This is a genomic window from Sulfitobacter sp. JL08, assembly GCF_003352045.1.
In the GTDB taxonomy this organism is placed as follows: Bacteria; Pseudomonadota; Alphaproteobacteria; order Rhodobacterales; family Rhodobacteraceae; genus JL08.
Window position 1 is genome coordinate 2,430,646 of the sequence record NZ_CP025815.1, and the last position, 17,080, is coordinate 2,447,725.

The 17,080-nt window shown below is 55.7% G+C and carries 15 protein-coding genes and 1 pseudogene; 9 read left to right on the forward strand and 7 right to left on the reverse strand.

Annotated elements, in window-relative coordinates; genetic code table 11:
* The first annotated feature begins 217 nt into the window (after positions 1-217).
* Positions 218-1,345, forward strand: a complete 1,128-nt coding sequence (locus C1J05_RS11905; protein ID WP_162798046.1) for a hypothetical protein — start codon at positions 218-220, stop codon at positions 1,343-1,345.
* Positions 1,346-1,488: 143 nt separating this feature from the next.
* Here the strand turns inward: C1J05_RS11905 and C1J05_RS21875 are convergent.
* The 4 genes and pseudogenes from C1J05_RS21875 to C1J05_RS11930 form a co-directional block, all read right to left on the reverse strand.
* Positions 1,489-1,713: pseudogene (locus tag C1J05_RS21875) on the reverse strand (acyl-CoA transferase); the annotation flags it as partial.
* A 212-nt stretch (positions 1,714-1,925) separates the two neighbouring features.
* A complete protein-coding gene (terL, locus tag C1J05_RS11920; RefSeq protein WP_162798048.1) occupies positions 1,926-3,359 on the reverse strand; it encodes a phage terminase large subunit in 1,434 nt (477 codons plus the stop codon).
* Positions 3,346-3,801, reverse strand: a complete 456-nt coding sequence (locus tag C1J05_RS11925; RefSeq protein WP_114870433.1) for a DUF5681 domain-containing protein — start codon at positions 3,799-3,801, stop codon at positions 3,346-3,348. Before C1J05_RS11925 ends, terL begins: the two co-directional genes overlap by 14 nt.
* On the reverse strand, positions 3,801-5,303 hold the full coding sequence (locus C1J05_RS11930; RefSeq protein ID WP_162798049.1) for a DNA modification methylase: 1,503 nt from the start codon (positions 5,301-5,303) through the stop codon (positions 3,801-3,803). The genes C1J05_RS11925 and C1J05_RS11930 overlap by 1 nt, the downstream gene beginning before the upstream one ends.
* A gap of 366 nt (positions 5,304-5,669) precedes the next feature.
* Between C1J05_RS11930 and C1J05_RS11935 the strand changes: the two genes are divergently transcribed.
* Genes C1J05_RS11935 through C1J05_RS11945 form a run of 3 tightly spaced genes read left to right on the forward strand, consistent with a single transcriptional unit; the run spans position 5,670 to position 7,974 of the window.
* Positions 5,670-5,912: a DUF3489 domain-containing protein gene (locus C1J05_RS11935; RefSeq protein WP_114870435.1), complete on the forward strand. Its 243-nt coding sequence runs from the start codon at positions 5,670-5,672 to the stop codon at positions 5,910-5,912.
* Positions 5,909-6,316 carry a DUF2924 domain-containing protein gene (locus tag C1J05_RS11940; RefSeq protein ID WP_114870436.1) on the forward strand — a complete coding sequence of 136 codons (408 nt, stop codon included), beginning with the start codon at positions 5,909-5,911 and terminating at the stop codon, positions 6,314-6,316. Before C1J05_RS11935 ends, C1J05_RS11940 begins: the two co-directional genes overlap by 4 nt.
* Positions 6,313-7,974, forward strand: coding sequence for a recombinase family protein (locus C1J05_RS11945; RefSeq protein ID WP_114870437.1), 1,662 nt, complete (start codon positions 6,313-6,315; stop codon positions 7,972-7,974). The genes C1J05_RS11940 and C1J05_RS11945 overlap by 4 nt, the downstream gene beginning before the upstream one ends.
* A 591-nt stretch (positions 7,975-8,565) precedes the next feature.
* Here the strand turns inward: C1J05_RS11945 and C1J05_RS11950 are convergent.
* Positions 8,566-9,726 carry an IS30 family transposase gene (locus C1J05_RS11950; RefSeq protein WP_114869640.1) on the reverse strand — a complete coding sequence of 387 codons (1,161 nt, stop codon included), beginning with the start codon at positions 9,724-9,726 and terminating at the stop codon, positions 8,566-8,568.
* 250 nt (positions 9,727-9,976) lie between these two features.
* The gene (locus C1J05_RS11955; RefSeq protein WP_205388940.1) at positions 9,977-11,161 is read right to left on the reverse strand and encodes an alpha/beta fold hydrolase; all 1,185 of its coding nucleotides are present in this window, start codon (positions 11,159-11,161) and stop codon (positions 9,977-9,979) included.
* A 159-nt stretch (positions 11,162-11,320) separates the two neighbouring features.
* Here C1J05_RS11955 and C1J05_RS11960 point away from each other — a divergent pair, with 159 nt between their 5' ends.
* Positions 11,321-12,238 carry an SDR family NAD(P)-dependent oxidoreductase gene (locus tag C1J05_RS11960; protein WP_114870439.1) on the forward strand — a complete coding sequence of 306 codons (918 nt, stop codon included), beginning with the start codon at positions 11,321-11,323 and terminating at the stop codon, positions 12,236-12,238.
* 598 nt (positions 12,239-12,836) lie between these two features.
* On the opposite strand, the gene C1J05_RS11970 is transcribed toward C1J05_RS11960, so the two are convergent.
* Complete coding sequence (locus tag C1J05_RS11970) at positions 12,837-13,772, reverse strand: LysR family transcriptional regulator (protein WP_114870441.1); 936 nt, start codon at positions 13,770-13,772, stop codon at positions 12,837-12,839.
* Positions 13,773-13,954: 182 nt separating this feature from the next.
* Between C1J05_RS11970 and C1J05_RS11975 the strand changes: the two genes are divergently transcribed.
* From C1J05_RS11975 to C1J05_RS11990, 4 genes are all read left to right on the forward strand, one after another.
* A complete protein-coding gene (locus C1J05_RS11975; protein WP_114870442.1) occupies positions 13,955-14,842 on the forward strand; it encodes an amino acid ABC transporter substrate-binding protein in 888 nt (295 codons plus the stop codon).
* A 67-nt stretch (positions 14,843-14,909) separates the two neighbouring features.
* Complete coding sequence (locus C1J05_RS11980) at positions 14,910-15,632, forward strand: amino acid ABC transporter permease (RefSeq protein ID WP_114870443.1); 723 nt, start codon at positions 14,910-14,912, stop codon at positions 15,630-15,632.
* A complete protein-coding gene (locus tag C1J05_RS11985; RefSeq protein WP_114870444.1) occupies positions 15,629-16,288 on the forward strand; it encodes an amino acid ABC transporter permease in 660 nt (219 codons plus the stop codon). Before C1J05_RS11980 ends, C1J05_RS11985 begins: the two co-directional genes overlap by 4 nt.
* Positions 16,285-17,013, forward strand: coding sequence for an amino acid ABC transporter ATP-binding protein (locus tag C1J05_RS11990; RefSeq protein ID WP_114870445.1), 729 nt, complete (start codon positions 16,285-16,287; stop codon positions 17,011-17,013). Before C1J05_RS11985 ends, C1J05_RS11990 begins: the two co-directional genes overlap by 4 nt.
* Positions 17,014-17,080: the final 67 nt, after the last annotated feature.

A 17,080-nucleotide genomic window follows, 5' to 3' on the forward strand; every position in this document is an offset into this window, starting at 1 on the left:
CCAACCTTTCGGCCTCTTTTACAAAGCTGCTTTCCGCTCTGGCTCAAACAGCGTTTCGGTTACATCAACAATAAGATTAAACGCTGTAGATTGTGCGGTGTCAGCGCCTAATCGGCCGTATTACGGTCATATTCTAAAGGCTCCTTTGTGGTAAAAGTTTGCCGATGCCTTTGTTCCATCGAGGCCTTGAAATTCAGAATTTGCCCAAGAGGTTGCCATGTCCAATCAACTTTCCAAATCCCTCATTAGCGCGCTGATCGTTGCGGCTATGAGTTCAACACCTGTTCTGACCAGTGTGGTCGCGCTGGCTGTCACAGCGGATTCAGCATACGCAAAAAACGGAAATGGCGGCGGCAACGGCGGTGGCAATGGCGGTGGGAACGGTGGCGGCAATGGTGGCGGCAACGGTGGCGGCAATGGTGGCGGCAACGGTGGCGGCAATGGTGGCGGCAACGGTGGCGGCAACGGTGGCGGCAATGGCGCATCGAATGGAAATGAAGGTGCCGCAAGCAACGCCACTGGCGGGCGCGGCAATTCAAAATCGCGCGCCGACAAGGGCAAGAGCAAAAGTGCTGACAAAAGCCAGGGGCGTTCAAAGGGAACGGGGTTGGGTTTGGCGGGCTTGTCGGGTTCGTCACTGTCTGACGCAATCAGCTCGGTCTTTTCCGGCAACAAAGGCAAACGCAGTAAAGAGTCGAAGCAGGCCCGTACGTCTGTTTCCAAGAACCAGCACGGCAAAGTCGCAAGTAATCTGAAAGGTCTGAACGCGGCCCATGCCAGTCAGACGGCCCGATTGAATGCGAGCCCCAACAGCCGCGTCGGCAAAATCGCAGGCTATCAGGAGGCGACGATCAGTGAGATCGGGCTGACGGACCAGATTGCGGCACTGAACGAACAGGTCGATGACACAGTGGCCACGACTGCGGAATTTGTTGCGGAAAACATTTCCGAAGACAGCCTTGTTTCGCCTGAAGAGATTACCGAGGCAATAGACGCACTTGATCCGGCAGCAGACGATTATCAATCTGATGTCGATGCAATCGCGGCGGCAATGAGTGGATTGGACCCTAACGTTACCGAAAACGAGCAGGCTTTGGCCGAGGTTTCAGAAAGTATCGATAGCACAGTTGCAGCGCAGGACGCGCAGGCAGAACTGGCGGAAAACATCGCCGAACTTGAAGGCGATCTGGACGAGTCAAAAGAAAACCAGGTCGCGGCGGCGGCGCTGTCAGAGGCTTATGCACCACATGATGTCGATGACCTGACAGAAGAAGCCATCGCCGAGCTTAACAGCCTGCTTGGGCTTGACGAGAGTTCGGACCCGGAGGACGTAACGACCGAATAAACCAAACCGCAAGCGCATGGCATTCCGTTTTTCTCAGAAGAATAAAAGGTGGTGTCAGACAAATTCGAACCAGTCTCTGCAAGGACAGTAAGGCTGATGGTGTTGTCAGACAAATGCGAACCAGTCTCTGCAAGGACAGCGACACTGCCCTGCACGACCGCTTCGATCTCGGCGCGATGCTGATAGTGGTAGCACAGCGGCGACAGCGTGACCTCGGGCTCTCCTGGCTCGCCGTCGCGCAGGATCAGCAGGCCATCAACCGGGACTCGCTCGGGCAAGACCTCGCCGCGCAGGGCGGTGGCGGGTAGCGCCGAAAGCCGCGCGTGCAGCGCGGTCAGGATGGTTTCGCGTGGGGTGCCATCGCTAATCACTGGACCTGCTGTTGTTATTTGTGATTCTGGGACCAACGGTCTTTATTCTTGATGTCACAATCTCGGGCATGGGGGATTATATTTGGAATGTGCTTCCAATGGGCTTCTGAATCGGCAACGAGCCTGAAAGCCAGTGGCAGGGATCGGGCACTATCTTCTGCTGGGGCGGTGGATCGACTTGGTGCCCCTTCAAGGCCGAACTGACTGTCTTAGCCGAATAGAACTTTTCCCAATTTGCCTTTGTAGCGAGAACAGTGACGCAGTTCGTAAAAGGTGCCATCAAGAGCATGCAGCGCTTGTGACATGCTGTCGACCTGGTCGTCGTATTTTCCGTTCGGGAACGCAGCAGCTTCAGCTATAAACGCCTCTTTCCAGGAAGCTGAGACCGGCAACCGGACGAACCCCTGCTCAATCTTGGGGGACTGGATGGACATTCTGTGGTCTTTGCCGGTCGTCGGGTAATACGATCGGATTCCGAAACGGTCTTGCCGGAGCAGATGATCATAGACGCCCCTGCCCACCCCTGCGGTTTCGACCATCACCAATTTTGGATGCCATTCTGCTCGGAGCTTTTCGGCCGCCTCTAGCAGGTCCGGCTGCAGGTACTGCTGCCGGTGAACGTGCAGCAAATCGATATTGTTTCCGATGAGTCCCCAGGTCGTACAGACCGAGTAGTCATTGGATTCCCCAGGCACCGACGCCGTGTCCCAGCTTTGAATGATGGCTTCATAGTCACCGACGCGAAGATCCGATGGTATTGTCCCGAACCATTCTGGCCGGACAATATTCCCACCAGCCGGAACAGGCGACTGCTGGAATTGCGTCTCAAACTTCGCGTGGCCGATTTCAAGGCGCAGCTCGTTTAGCTCTTTCAAATCCATGTGTTCGGGCAGCAGGATTTCACCCTTTGTGCGGGTCCACGACGTGCCATCTGGCAGATCGATCTCCCGCTCCCGGACCTCGATAGCCGGCAGTTCCAGTACTTCCCAAAATCCAGTGCGTATAAGCCGCCCAGGCAGGTCATCCTCATGAAGCCTTTGGGCCACCATAGCGACACGCGCATCTTTGCGTCCATCCAAGCGCATCAGCACGCCACCGTTAAACCATTCCCAGGTTCTTTCGCGGTGAGCTTCGGACGCAACATCTTCAGCCTTGCTTGGATCATCGACGATAAAAAACTTGCCGCCTTTTCCGGTCATCGGGCCACCCACGGACGTCGCGATCCTCTGACCTCCCATGGTCGTACGCAAATCAGCGACTGAGGCTTTCTTGTAGTCAATCTCCAACTTCGGGAAAATGGAACGCGTCAGTTCGTTTTTCATCAGGCGGCGCGATTGCCAACCGAAGTCTTCAGCAAGACTGGCACCATAGCTTGCGGTGATGATTTTAGTCGACGGATTGCGCCCCTGAACCCAAACTGGAAACACAACGCTGGCACAAAACGACTTCAGATGACGAGGCGGCAGGATGATGAGAAGGCGGCGGATTTCGCCGCGCTCAAGCCGTTCCAACTGATGGCACAGAGCCCGAAGATACATTGCGGGATAGAACGTTGCCCCTGGCTGAAGAACGCCAAACGCAGCCTGGACATAGGCAAATAGATTGGTCGCGCATAACGCACGGATGACGTCAAAAGGCGGCATCTTCGTCTCCTTCCTCTTCCTGATTTCCTGAGGTTTCTGCCAACTCCGCGCGCGCGCTCTCAACCACATCCACCCAGTCGGCGTGTGTTTCCAACACATGGAGCAGATCTTCCGTCAACGCAGGAACCTTTGCTTCTGACAGTCCAGCTTCGGCGATGTCCAAGTTCTGATAGATAAACTTGATACTGCCAAGATCTCCGTTCATCGCTTTGTTGAACGCCGCAGTAAGCATGGCTTTGCCTTGCGTCATCGGCATCGATACGCCGTTTTGCTGAACGACAATTTCCTTGTCGCACAGCTTTTTCAGCTCATCGAACAAGGATTGCTCTTTAATTTTCTTCCCGAACGGGTTCCCAGATTGTCCCTTCTGCCATTGTGTGTGCTTGGGGGGTTTGCCGTAACCGACGTCATATGTGTCTTCGGAGTTCTGCTCCTCTGACATCAGAAGTCCTCCCTATTGTCTGGCGCACCCGTTTCGGAAGATGCATGTCCAGCGCCTTGCACTAGTGCAGAGGAAGCCTCTCCTTTTTGGACAAGTTCTGCTGCCCCGCCGGTCATTTCCTGCCAACGCCGGATCGCCATATCCACGTAAACCGGGTCGATCTCGACTCCGATGCAGCGCCGCCTTGTACGCTCCGTGGCCAGCAGGGTAGTACCCGATCCTAGAAACGGGTCGAGGACGAGATCACCCGGGTCGGTCACATCAAGCAACGCATCCATCACCATGCGGATCGGTTTAACTGTCGGATGCGCGTCAAAAGCATCGTCGCCATCTTTGGCGCCACCGGTCGCGCCTGCGTAATGCCAGACATTCGAGCGGTTCCGGCCGTACTTGCCTAGTTGCACATTGTTCTGATGGCCCGCACCTTCCCGGCGGGCGACAAAGACGAACTCATGCTGACTGCGATAAAGGCTGCCCATACCCGCGGCGCTTTTGACCCAGACGCAAATATTGAGCAGATTAAGCTTCAGCGCTGCGAGCGCGTCCGCCATCTCGTCGACGTGGCGCCAATCCATGCACGCAAAGATTACGCCACCGGGCTTGAGCAGTGTGACAACATTGCCAAGGGTCTCAATGAGAAATGCAATAAACGCTTCCCGTGACATTTCACCGGAAGCCTCTGCGAACTCAGCAAACCCGCCCGAGGCATCCCTGACATGACCGTTGATCTTCACGTTATAAGGTGGGTCGGTAAACACTGCGTCTACCACATGCCCATCCAGTAGAGCCGCGATAGAAACGGTGTCTCTCGCCGAAGCGCAGTAGATGAGGTGATCGCCGAGACACCAGATGTCCCCCAGGCGCGTGACCGGTTGTGTGCTGTTTGAGATATGGTCCGCGATCTCATCGGCCGGATCTGCCTCTCCATGCTCAACACCCCCAAACCTGATGGCCTCGATCTCCGGCATTTCGAACCCTGGTATCTGAATGTCGCCGCTGATTTCGATGATGTCGTTGATCTCGAGGCGGAGCTCATCAGGATCCCAAGACCCCTTCTCCTGTAGCTTGTTCAGCGACAGGGCAAGGCGGCGGGTTTCGACCTCAGACAGATCGTCGACCACAATGCATGGAACTTTCTCGGCATCAAGGCGAAGAGCAGCTGCCAGACGCGTATGCCCGTCAATCACTTCATACCGCTCGCCACCTGGCTTGCTTTTTACAAGGATCGGAATCCGGAACCCAAACCGCTCGATGGCCCGAAGAACTTCCTCTTCCTGGTTCTTCAACGCACGCCGGACGCGGCGCGGTGCTGCGTCTATGATGTTAACTGCGACCCAAACAAGAGCGAAGTGCCGGAAGAGATCGTTTTTACCGTGTTCCGCATTGTAGCTTTCGGGCGCCTTAACTGACTCAGACGTCCCGCATGAGTGCGTTTCTAAACGATCTGGCTCTTCATTATTCGCGCAGACGCTCTTTGGTGTTTGATCTGGTGAGTGCTTCAATGCCTCTCCTCCTTCAGTAATTTCTGAGAGTGGGAAAGGATGACTGGAAGAGAGCATTGCAGAAGCACAAACCAGCCGACACTCTCCGAACCCTCGTAGGGTTTCGTGATCGGTGGTCGCGAGAATCCTTCTGCGACACAGTAACGCTTTTGTACTTCATTGCGGACTTCTGAGCAAGAGAAAAGTCCGTTAAGTCATTGCCCTGGTTAACAAACGCGCTTCAGGGCGACAAGTTTCCGGATCACAAAAATGGACTGGACATTGTCCGCGAACAGAGCGTCATTGGTGATACGCCCGGTTCTCCTTCCGGGCTCTCCTCGGTGACGGCGCAGCCTTCCTCAGCGCCGCACAACACAGGAGAACCACATGTCCAGAACATCCCCGAATACCCCGAAAGAGACAAAGTCAGCCGCGATCCAGCGCCTGCTGACCCGCAAGTCCGGCGCCACGGTGGCAAGCCTGCAGAAAGCGACAGGCTGGCAGGCACATTCGGTGCGCGCAGCCCTCAGCACCCTGCGCAAATCCGGCTACATCATCGACAAGGTGTCCCCAAAAACCGATAACGGTGCTGTCGTTTATCGGATCACCGGCGCACCGGCGCGCGCATGACGCTGACGGTGGCAGACATCGAAGCCATGGACCGGGCGGCGCTGATGGCAGCCTGGTCGGACCTGTTCCAGTCGCCGGTTCCCAAGGGGCTGAGCCAGCCCTTCCTACGGCGCTTTCTGGCTTTCGAGGTCCAGGCGCGCCGGTTCGGCGGTTTGCCAAAACGGTTTCTTGCCGATCTGGACAGACAAGCTGACGGGAAGGCTGCAAGGCCCGACGCTGCGCTCAAACCAGGCGGGCGGTTGCTGCGCGAATGGAACGGTGTGACCCACACCGTGGAGGTAATCGATAGTGGGTTCCGCTGGAACGGCCAGAGCTATCGGTCGCTCTCGGCGGTCGCCCGCGCCATCACCGGGGCCCGCTGGTCGGGGCCACGGTTCTTCGGCCTGCAGGAGGGTGCCAGATGACGGCGACACCGAAGATCCGCTGCGCCATATACACGCGCAAGTCCTCTGACGAGGGGTTGGATCAGGACTTCAACTCTCTGGATGCGCAGTTCGAGGCCTGTGCGGCCTATGTCACCAGCCAGAAGCAGGAAGGCTGGGTGCTCGCGCGAGGTCGCTTTGATGACGGCGGACTCTCCGGCGGAACTATGGAGCGCCCTGCCCTGCAACGGTTACTGGCGGAGATCGATGCCAGGCGGATCGGCATGGTGGTGGTCTACAAAATCGACCGTCTGACCCGGTCGCTGGCGGATTTTGCCCGCCTTGTGGAACGCCTCGATGCGGCCGGGTGTTCCTTCGTCTCGGTGACGCAGGCCTTCAACACCGCCTCCTCCATGGGGCGGCTGACCCTGAACGTGCTTTTGTCCTTTGCGCAGTTCGAGCGTGAAGTTACTGCCGAGCGCATTCGGGACAAGATTGCGGCCTCCAAGAAGAAAGGGCTCTGGATGGGCGGCGTCCCGCCCCTCGGATACGATCCCCACCCCGATCCCAATACGCGCGAGTTGGTCATCAACGCCGACGAGGCCCCGACGGTGCAAAGCCTTTTTGACCTTTATGACCAGCACGGCTCTCTGGCCACCGTCGAACGGGAGGCAGATCATCTGGGGCTCAGATCGAAGCATCACCGGTTCCGCTCGGGCCGGGAGCAAGGCGGCAATCGGATGTCCGGCGGGCAGATCCACAAGATCCTGCTCAACCCGGTTTATCTCGGCAAGACCCGCCACAAAGACAAACTCTGGCCTGGCAAACACGCCGCCATCATTGACGAAGATCTCTGGGACCGGGTTCAGCAGAAGTTGCAACTCGGGGCGCGACGCAGCCGGGGCCGCGCCCTTGGCGGAGTACAACAGTCCCTGCTCACGGGCAAACTCTGCGACGACACCGGTGACAGGCTGACGCCGACGCACAGCACCAAGTCCGGGCGCCGCCATCGGTACTACATTTCCAACCGCCTGATCTCGGGCGGGACAGATCCGACCGGCTGGCGCCTGCCGGCGCGCGGGCTCGAGAAGAGCATCGTGGGTCTTATCGCCGACCACATCGATAGGGCCGCCACCGCACGCCGATTGTTGGCACTACCCGATCTGCGCGGTGACGGCGAGGTGCAACAAGCGGCCAAATATCTGGTGCAGCGACTGCGCAAACAGGACCCGGACCTGCTGCGCACAATCCTCGCATCAGGAACCGTCGCCCCTCAAGAGATCCGCCTGACCCTCGACAAGAAAGTTGTGGCAACCAGTCTCGGGGTCGCGGAGCGTGACCTTGCCACAGATCTTTGCGATATTCAGGCACCGCTTCAACTGCGCCGCCGCGGGGTCGAAGCCAGGCTGGTGATCGGAGAAAGCCGGCCCACGCCCGATGCCATCCTGACGCAGGCGCTGAGGGAGGCGCATCACTGGGCGCAGGCTCTAAAAAATGGGACACCTTTGAAGAGCATCGCCGCCGAGACGAACTGCACAGGCGCCTTCATCCGCAAACGCGGCCAGCTGGCCTTTCTGTCGCCCAGGATCCAGGTCGCCATTCGCGATGGAACCCTACCGCCGAACATCACAACGGACCATATTTTGCGCCAGCGCATCCCGCTTGACTGGATGATGCAGGAGCGGATGTTTGAGGTGTAAGTCAGCCCGGTTGATGGCTTCAGAAATGAAGCGCCGCTTACGACAATCAAATTCCCTGCAAATTCCCTGCAAATTCCCTGCTCGGGTTCCAGGGAATTACCTTATAAGCACATGAAAACACTTGCGTATTGAAGATCTGGACGCGCCCGATTGGGCAAAATTTGAAAAAATTCCCTGCAAATTCCCTGCTGGCAGGGAAATCTCACCTCAAAAGCGCACCGCGAATTGCACCCGACAGAGACGCAAGCCACATTCGCGCCTCATCCGTCTCCCGGAACCGTCTCCATACAGAAAAACTCCGTGCAAACCGCCGGAAAATAGGCGATAAAATCGCAATAAAAGTGTTTCTTTTCATGTACTTAGGTGGGTGGCGGTGCTGTTAGACGGATTCGAACCAGTCTCCGTTTCCCGCAAACAGCGTGAACTTAAGTGCAGACGGAGGATCAAGCCGCTTCGCTCTTGGATGATGGGGAGAACTTTTTTGTTCAGGAACCAACCGTGCCCGACAGCCACCTATGGCTACGTGAAGCACTGGCTCCAGGTTCTGGTTCATTATTCGAATACATGAAATGACTGCTTTGTCCGGCGGTTTCAACGGGTCGACGCAACACATGCATTGAAACGCTCGGCTGGTGTTTCGTAGTTGAGCGTCTTTCGAGGTCGTTCGTTGAGTTGTCTGGCGACGGCGCTGAGCTTCGCCTGACTATGTATCGACAAATCTGTGCCCTTTGGGAAGTACTGTCGCAGCAGACGGTTGGTATTTTCGTTTGTGCCGCGTTGCCATGGCGAATGTGGCTCGCACAGAAAGACGTCAATATCCGTGGCCAGGGTGAAGGCCTTGTGTCCAGCCATCTCCGTTCCGCGGTCCCAGGTCAGCGAGCGGTACAGCTCTTTTGGCAACTTGCGAGACTGTTTGATCAATGCCTGAATGACACTGTGGCTGTCCTTGTTGCTCACCTTGGCCAGCATCACAAAGCGGGTGTGACGTTCGACCAATGTCGCGATGAAGCTGTTGCCAGACCCTGCAATCAAGTCTCCTTCCCAATGGCCCGGCACTGCTCGATCCTCAACGTCCGCAGGTCTGTCACGGATCGATATTGCGTCGTTGAACTTACCCAGGCCGCTGCGCTTCAAGGTGGCATGGCGGGATCGGCGTATGGATCGTGTCGCCCGCAGATGCGCCAATAATTCTTTCTTAAGTACGCCTCTTGTCTGGATAAAAAGGCTTCGGTAGATCGTCTCATGGGAGACCCGCTTGTTGTCTTCATCGGGATGTTCACGCATCAACCAGCCTGCGATTTGTTGTGGAGACCATTTGCGCGTCAGCTTGGCCGATATTGCGCGGCACAGATAGTCATTGCCCGCCAACTTGCAGAGCTTTGGGCGATGGGCGCGGTCCCAAGCAGCTGCATCAGACACCGCTGCTCGATAAAGTTTGGCGCCGCCATTGCGCCTGACCTCGCGACTGATTGTGGATGCCGGTCGCTTCAATGTTTGAGCAATTGAACGCAGCGAGACCTGCGCTCGCAAGCCTCTGGATATCTCTTCGCGGTCGGAAAGCGTCAGAGCGAGCCGAGACCTCACACGGTCCGGCGGGCGAATGCCGCCAGTGCGCGCAAGCAGCGGATAGATCGACGATGACTCGCGTTCAAACAAACGTCCGATCGAACTCATCGACTCGCCGCGTTGCCATCGATCCCATATCTCTGACTTCTGTTTATCTGTGAAAAATATCCGGCGACGATACTTCATTATGCTCACTCCATCTTTGGTCAAAGATTAAAGTGTTGCGTCGACCCGTTGAAACCGCCCCGCAAGGCGGTCATTAATGCTGAGTGTAGCGAACGTCTGGTGCCGGTGAAAGCAGTCGTTTAGAACCAAAACTTCGAATTTCCGGTTGTGAGCGGCTGCTTAACGCGACGAACCGGTCGTTAGAGAAAAACAGTCGAAAGACTGCATTGAGCCCTAAGCGGACTCGCCTTCAGTCTTTGCCAGCGAGGCATTAGGCCGCCAAAAAGTCGGCCAGCGCTGTTTTGAAAACTTCAAAAGCTTGCGTGCCCAACAATGGTAAGTGATTTGCTGTCTCAAGTATCACCAGTTCCGACCTTGGAATGCCTTCGACAAGCTTTTGCGCCTCAGAAAGGGGGTGAACTGCATCCCGTCGACCATGCATGATCAGTGTGGGACAGCGGATGTCTCCGAGAATATCCGCGATTGAATCATCGTTTATCGCATCACGATGCTCCGCCATGGTTTCTACAGGCGTCGCAGACTGCATCATTCGGATGAGATCCCGGACAATATCGACCGGACCTTCCGGGAAATAGGAGGTGAGAAAGGCCTGCGCGAAGGCGCTTTCCTTTTTCGACCACCCTTCTTCAATCATCGCTTTCAGGCTATCCGGCGATGGCATAGTTGCCGCGCGACGGCGTACGCGACCGTCGACATATCCGCCAATGATGGCGAGTTTGGAGATGCGTTCAGGATATTGAACGGCAAGGCGCACCGCAGGCAGCACAGCGCCCGAGGTCGAATAGACGGCGAATTGATCTATTCCGGCGGCATCCGCCACGGCGATCATATCGTCCGCCTGGCGGGAATGGTCGAATTCGGGCGACGAGTGATCCGACTGGCCAGATCCGAGGGGATCGAAGCGCAGAACGCTGAACTGATCACGGAGAAAGTCGAAAAACGCGCGCCCTGCTGGAATACGCCATTCCGCGCCCAGATCGGCGACACCCATGGAACGATAATAGAGGACTGGCGGACCGGTTCCCGTGACAGCGTATGCAAGTCGTTTTCCGTTGCTGTTTCGCGCATATCGAATGCGCTGGATCGGCTCTTGCTCGGCCCGCCTGCTTGCAGCTACGTCGGTGATATCGACGGCGACTTCTGTAGCCATCATCAGACCTCGTCGCGTAATCGTGCGTATCACCGCTTGACGCCGTCCATCGTCTCCCACCGCTTTTCTGGCCGCGGCGACGCAGGCGGTGATTGCGGAGTCAGATATGATTCGACCATTCCAGATCTTCTCGATGATCCTGTCTCGCGTGACCATTTCGCCGGCGTGGCGAGCCAGCAGATGGAGAAGGTCAAAAACCTTGGGCTCCACGGGAACAGTCTTTCCCTGTCGCGTCAGCGCATGGCTGGCGTCGTCTAGGACACAATCTGCGAAGCGATATTTCATGACCGACACATTAACCGGAACTTGTTCGCCGCATCCATCCAAATCCAAGGGAAAAGGCAGGAATTTCCTCAGCCATCCCTCAAGTGCGGATCACCTGCAGCGAGTAGGTTAGGCAGAGCGAGATCAGAAGATTGCGGCCGCGGATCGAAGGAGAGAACGATGGCGATGCTGGATGGAAAAGTTGCACTTGTGACTGGCGCTAGCCGCGGTGTTGGGCGAGGGATCGCGATCGGGTTGGCGCGTGAGGGGGCGAGAGTCGTGCTTGCGGCGCGGACGAAGTCAGCCTCCGACACCAGACGGATCGACGGGGATGGCGCTATCGTCAGCGGGTCGCTCGAGGAAACGCTTGATCAAATTGCTGCGGAGGGCGGAAGCGGTCATGCGGTCGCCTGCGACCTGAGCGAGGCTTCGGCCGTTAAAGACCTGGTTGGCGAGACATTGAACCAGTTCGGGCGCATCGACATCTTGGTTAACAACGGCCAGCCGCAGAGCATCCTGACCGGACGCTTTTGGGAAATGCCAGCGACAGCGTTCGATGATCAGATGTCGGTTGGCGCCAGATCATATTTTCTCGCTGCTCACGCAGCCGTCCCCACTATGATCCGGCAGGGTGGCGGCTGTATCGTGAACATATCGTCGCCCGGCGCATGTTTCGACTTTTTCAGCGCGGCCTATTCCATCACTCGTGCAGCGGCTGACCGGATGACCCAGGCATTCGCTGCTGATCTGGTCGGCACCGGCGTGAGGACATATTCTCTGTGGCCATCATTCATTCGAACGGAGCGGGTAATAATGGCCGTCTCGGGAGATTCCGCTGGTTTCCAGATGCCTCCTGATTTCAATCCCATGACGCAAGCAAATTCGCCGGAAGTCGTAGGGCTCGCCGTTGCACATTTGGCTGCCGACACTGATGAGTCCGATCGCAATGGCACGGCCCTTACCCTCTTCGACGCTTCAGAGATCTATGGTTTCAAAGACTATGATGATCAGGCCGTTTTACCGCACGCATCGGTGGCAAATGCGGTCAAGACGCGTGGGTCGGTCGCGCCGCTTGTCTTTGCCAAGATGATGAAGTGATGGCGGCAACGGAGAACTCAGCGGCGTCGCGGCCGCTGACAATGGTCAACTGGCGAAGGTCTGCATCGTCCCGCGTTGCGGTCATAGACGAATTTTTGACGACCGTCCGCTATCGCCCGAACCGGTCATTGACAGCAGAAAATTTGGTTTTTCGCGAACGAACGACCGCTGAGCGGCGCTTAGCCGTCATCTGAGAAAAACAGTCGGATGACCGAGTCGAGCCCAAAACAACTAATGCTGCATAATGTCTGAAAAGCAGTGGAGAGCGAAAAACCGGCATTGGTATTGGTGAGCACATTGGTGCGATGCGCTGTTGCATCGTCACAATACTATCCAGTTCCCAACAGGCGAAATTCTTTGGCCAGACAGGTTCGAGTTGAGGCAGTTTACAACTCTAATGGAGAAGCCTGAATGAGCTGAGTTTTAATTACAAAGTATTGTGATAGGCAGCGGCTTTGTTGAAAAGGGTGACCTATGGTTATCGAAGGAAATCTCCAAGCTACGTCACAATTTGCTTTTCAGAACAAATTACCTTCCTTTCACGCCATAATTTTCGAATTATATCATACATATAAAGGGTTTTTACATAACTAAATTCTTAAGCGCCAAGTCCCAATATCCCTTCCGATCTTGCCGGAAGAATGTTGGAAATTTCACGGCAAATCGCTTCGACGGTAGGTTTGAGGTTCTCAAATTCCTTTGTTTTCAATCTTAGCATTGTTATCTCCAGCGACGAGGATGGAAATCCCAGATGATCAATTCTGACCAACGTTCCATTTTCCAAGTCGTCTGATGTGGTGATGCCAGGAAGCCAACCGCAACCCAGCCCGCAGCGAATGCCTGCCAGAATGGATTGTGTCAGGCCTGAAACCAGTTTCATCGACACTTTGTAAGGAAGTTGCGGCAAAAGCGATGAGCGCATCAGATCACCCATGAAAATCTCGGGCGGGTAGCAGACCAGCGGAATGGATCGATTACTGGCGATCATCTCTTTCAGTTCGGGCAGCCAATACGCGGCACAAACAGGGATGAAGCTGTCAAATCCAATGCTTGTGCGCTGCACCAGATCCTTGGGCGGGTCCAGCCGTTTGGTTTCGGTTTCATAGCAGATCATCGCGGCGACCTCTTCGGTCATCAGCATCTGAAAACAGATTTCAAGGTTGGCGGATCTAAGGCGAATGTCATGCGCTGCCATCACATCGCCCAGTGCCTTGAGGGCGCGGGGCAAGATGTTGGCCGAAATTGAGTGTAGCGCTGCAATCCTGATCAGCTGGGTCGGTTCATTGGCAAACGCGTCCTCCAGCTGATTAAGGCTGACCAGCGTGGTTTCAAGTTCAAGCTGAAGCGACCGTAAATGGAAGGTTGGCCCGGAGGGTCGTTTGCTTCGGTCGACGAGCATCACCTTAAGTTTGTATTCAAGTGCCTGAAGGCGTCGCGAATAGGCTGATTGCGATGCGTTGCGGGTTTGGGCCGCCAGTGTGACGCTTTGGGTGCGGATCAATGCCAGCAAATCAAGAATGGAATTTCTGTCCATGCGTCAGATATAGCATGCACATATTGCATAATAAAATGCAATAATATCGCTTTTAAATCGCACAAGCTGCATACAAATTCAGGTTAGAAATCGTGCGGCAGACGTGAGCCGCTGTTTTCGTTCGCTTATTGGCCTTCTTTGGGGCAACATGAGTGAAAACAACAAAAAGGGAGTAAACAACAATGAAACACGGCTTTAGAACACTTGCGGTGACGGCTATAGTGGCTGCGGGCTTTGCGGCACCGGTATTTGCCGATGCGGGCGACAGCCCAACGCTGAAACGCATTCAGGAACGCGGGGTCGTGAATATCGGCCACCGCGAGACATCAATTCCGTTTTCCTACATTGGCAGCGACAACGAGCCGATTGGCTATTCCATTGACCTGTGTCTGAAGATCGTCGACGCGATCAAAGCAGAGCTGGGCGTTGAAGAACTGGACGTGAAATACATCCCCGTCACGGGACAGACCCGCATCCCGCTGATTGCAAACGGCACGATTGATATGGAATGCGGATCAACGACCAACAATCTGACGCGCCAGTTGCAGGTCGAATATTTGCCAACGACCTTTATCACCGGCACCAAGATAGCGTCAAAGGCGGGTTCAGGCATTACCGAGCTGGAGGACTTAGAAGGCAAAATCATTGGGTTGTCGTCCGGCACCACCAACGAAAAGGCGATCAAAGCCGCGATTGAGGCCGGTGGCCTGAATGTGGATATCGTGCCGGTGAAAGACCATAGTCAGGGCTGGCTGGCGCTGGAAACCGACCGGATTGATGCCTATGGCTCGGATGATGTGCTGCTGTACGGTTTGATCTCAAAATCCTCTGATCCATCGGCCTATCAGGTCACGGGGCGGTATTTGTCGTTTGATCCCTATGCGCTGATGGTGCAGCGCAACGATTCCACCTTTGAACGTCTGGGCCGGGCCACCATGGCAGGGTTGATGCGCTCGGGCGAGATGGCTGAGATTTACGCCAAATGGTTTGAGCCAGGACCGACAGGTATCAATATGCCTTTGTCGGAAACCTTGCGCACAGCCTTTGAAGTGCAGGCGCTGCCCGAGTGACCAGACGCTGATACATCCGGGGGCGGGCGATGTTCCGCCCCCGTAACGACATGCGCCGGGGGATCACATGAACTATAACTGGGACTGGGGCATTTTGTTCCGCGAGCCCTATTTGGGGTGGATCATATCCGGTCTTGGCTGGACGTTATGGATTTCGCTTTTTGCCTGGATCATTGCCTTTAGCCTGGGGTCGGTTCTGGGGATTTTCCGCACCTCATCCAGCCCGGTGCTGCGCGCCATCGGCACGCTGTATGTTGAGATTTTCCGCAATATTCCCCTTCTGGTGCAACTGTTCCTGTGGTATTTCGTGTTTCCCGAACTGCTGCCTGATGATTGGTCGCGCTGGGTAAAGCGCGATATGCCGGCACCGGCGATGACCACCGCTATCATTGCGATCGGTCTTTATACGGCGTCGCGGGTGTGTGAGCAGGTCCGGTCGGGCATTGATGCCGTTGGTCTGGGTCAGCGACAGGCCGGCAAGGCCATCGGCATGACCGAGGTACAGGTCTATCGCCATATCCTGTTGCCCAATGCCTACCGCATCATCATCCCGCCGTTGACCAGTGAATTTTTGACGATCTTCAAACAATCCTCGCTGGCGCTGACCATCGGCGTGGTCGAGCTGACGGCCATGACACGCCAGATCGAGGAATACACATTCCAGGGGTTTGAAGCCTTTACCGCCGCCACCATCGTTTATTCGCTGGTGACATTCACGGTCATGGCTATCATGCGCCAGGTTGATAGGCACACGGCGCTTCCCGGCACCTTTTCAAAAGGGGCTGCATGATGTTCGATCTTGATTTCTCGGTCATCCCGGCAAATTCTGAATTGTTGTGGGAGGGTATGAAAATGACCTTCCTTCTGACCGGGCTGGCCATCTGTGGCGGTATCGTTCTGGGCACGTTTCTGGCGCTTTTGAGGATCGCCAAGGTTCCGGTGCTTCAGCATGTTGCGGCTGGCTATGTGAATTTCTTTCGCTCGCTTCCGTTGATTTTGGTGATCTTCTGGCTGTTCTTTCTGGTGCCGTTGATATTGGGGCGTCCGGTGGGCGCGTTTTCATCGGTGCTGGTGGCCTTTGTCATGTTCGAGGCCGCCTATTACTCTGAGATAATCCGCGCCGGGATCAATTCGGTGCGCCCCGGCCAACTGGCAGCGGCGCGGGCCATTGGCCTAACATATGGGCAATCCATGCGCTATATCGTACTGCCTCAGGCATTTCGCGCGATGACGCCCATTCTGCTGACCCAGGCGATCATTCTTTTTCAGGATACGTCGCTGGTTTACGTTGTCGGCCTGCGCGACTTCCTGGTCAGCGCCGAGATCGTGGCAAACCGCGATCAAAAACTGGTTGAGATGTTCCTGTTCGTCGCGGTGGTCTATTTCACCATCTGTTTCCTTGCGTCGATGGGTGTTAAATATCTTCAAAGAAGGCTTGCCACATGATTGAAATGTCATCCGTCAGCAAATGGTACGGTAAATTTCAGGTTCTCAAGGACTGCACGCTCAGCGTGGCAAAGGGCGAGGTTATCGTGGTTTGCGGGCCATCTGGGTCGGGCAAAAGCACGCTGATCAAAACTGTGAACGGGCTGGAGCCGATCAACAGCGGTCAGATTACTGTTGCGGGAACAGACATCACCGCGCGGAGCACGAATCTGGATCAAGTGCGTTCAAAAATTGGCATGGTGTTTCAGAATTTCGAACTGTTCCCGCATATGAACGTGACCGAAAACATCAAGCTGGGTCAGATCAAGGTGCTAGGTCGGGGGGCCAAGGAAGCCGAGGATAAGGCACTTGCGCTGCTAGAGCGCGTAGGCTTGTCCGAGCATGCCCACAAATATCCCTCACAACTGTCTGGTGGGCAGCAACAGCGCGTGGCGATTGCCCGCGGATTGGCGATGGAGCCAATGGCTATGCTTTTTGACGAACCTACGTCTGCGCTTGATCCCGAAATGATCAACGAAGTGCTGGATGTGATGGTCGAACTGGCACAGGAAGGTATGACCATGATGGTCGTCACCCACGAAATGGGATTTGCCAAGAAAGTGGCCGACAGGGTTGTGTTCATGGATTTTGGCGAAATCGTGGAAGATGCGACCTCAAAAGATTTCTTTGGGGCTCCCCGCAGTGAGCGAGCGCAAGAGTTTCTCTCAAAAATTCTTAGCCACTAATATCTGTTCTATGGCCGATAAATTGCCGAAGCGGTAATCGGTGTGAGCGCAGCGAATTCACACATTG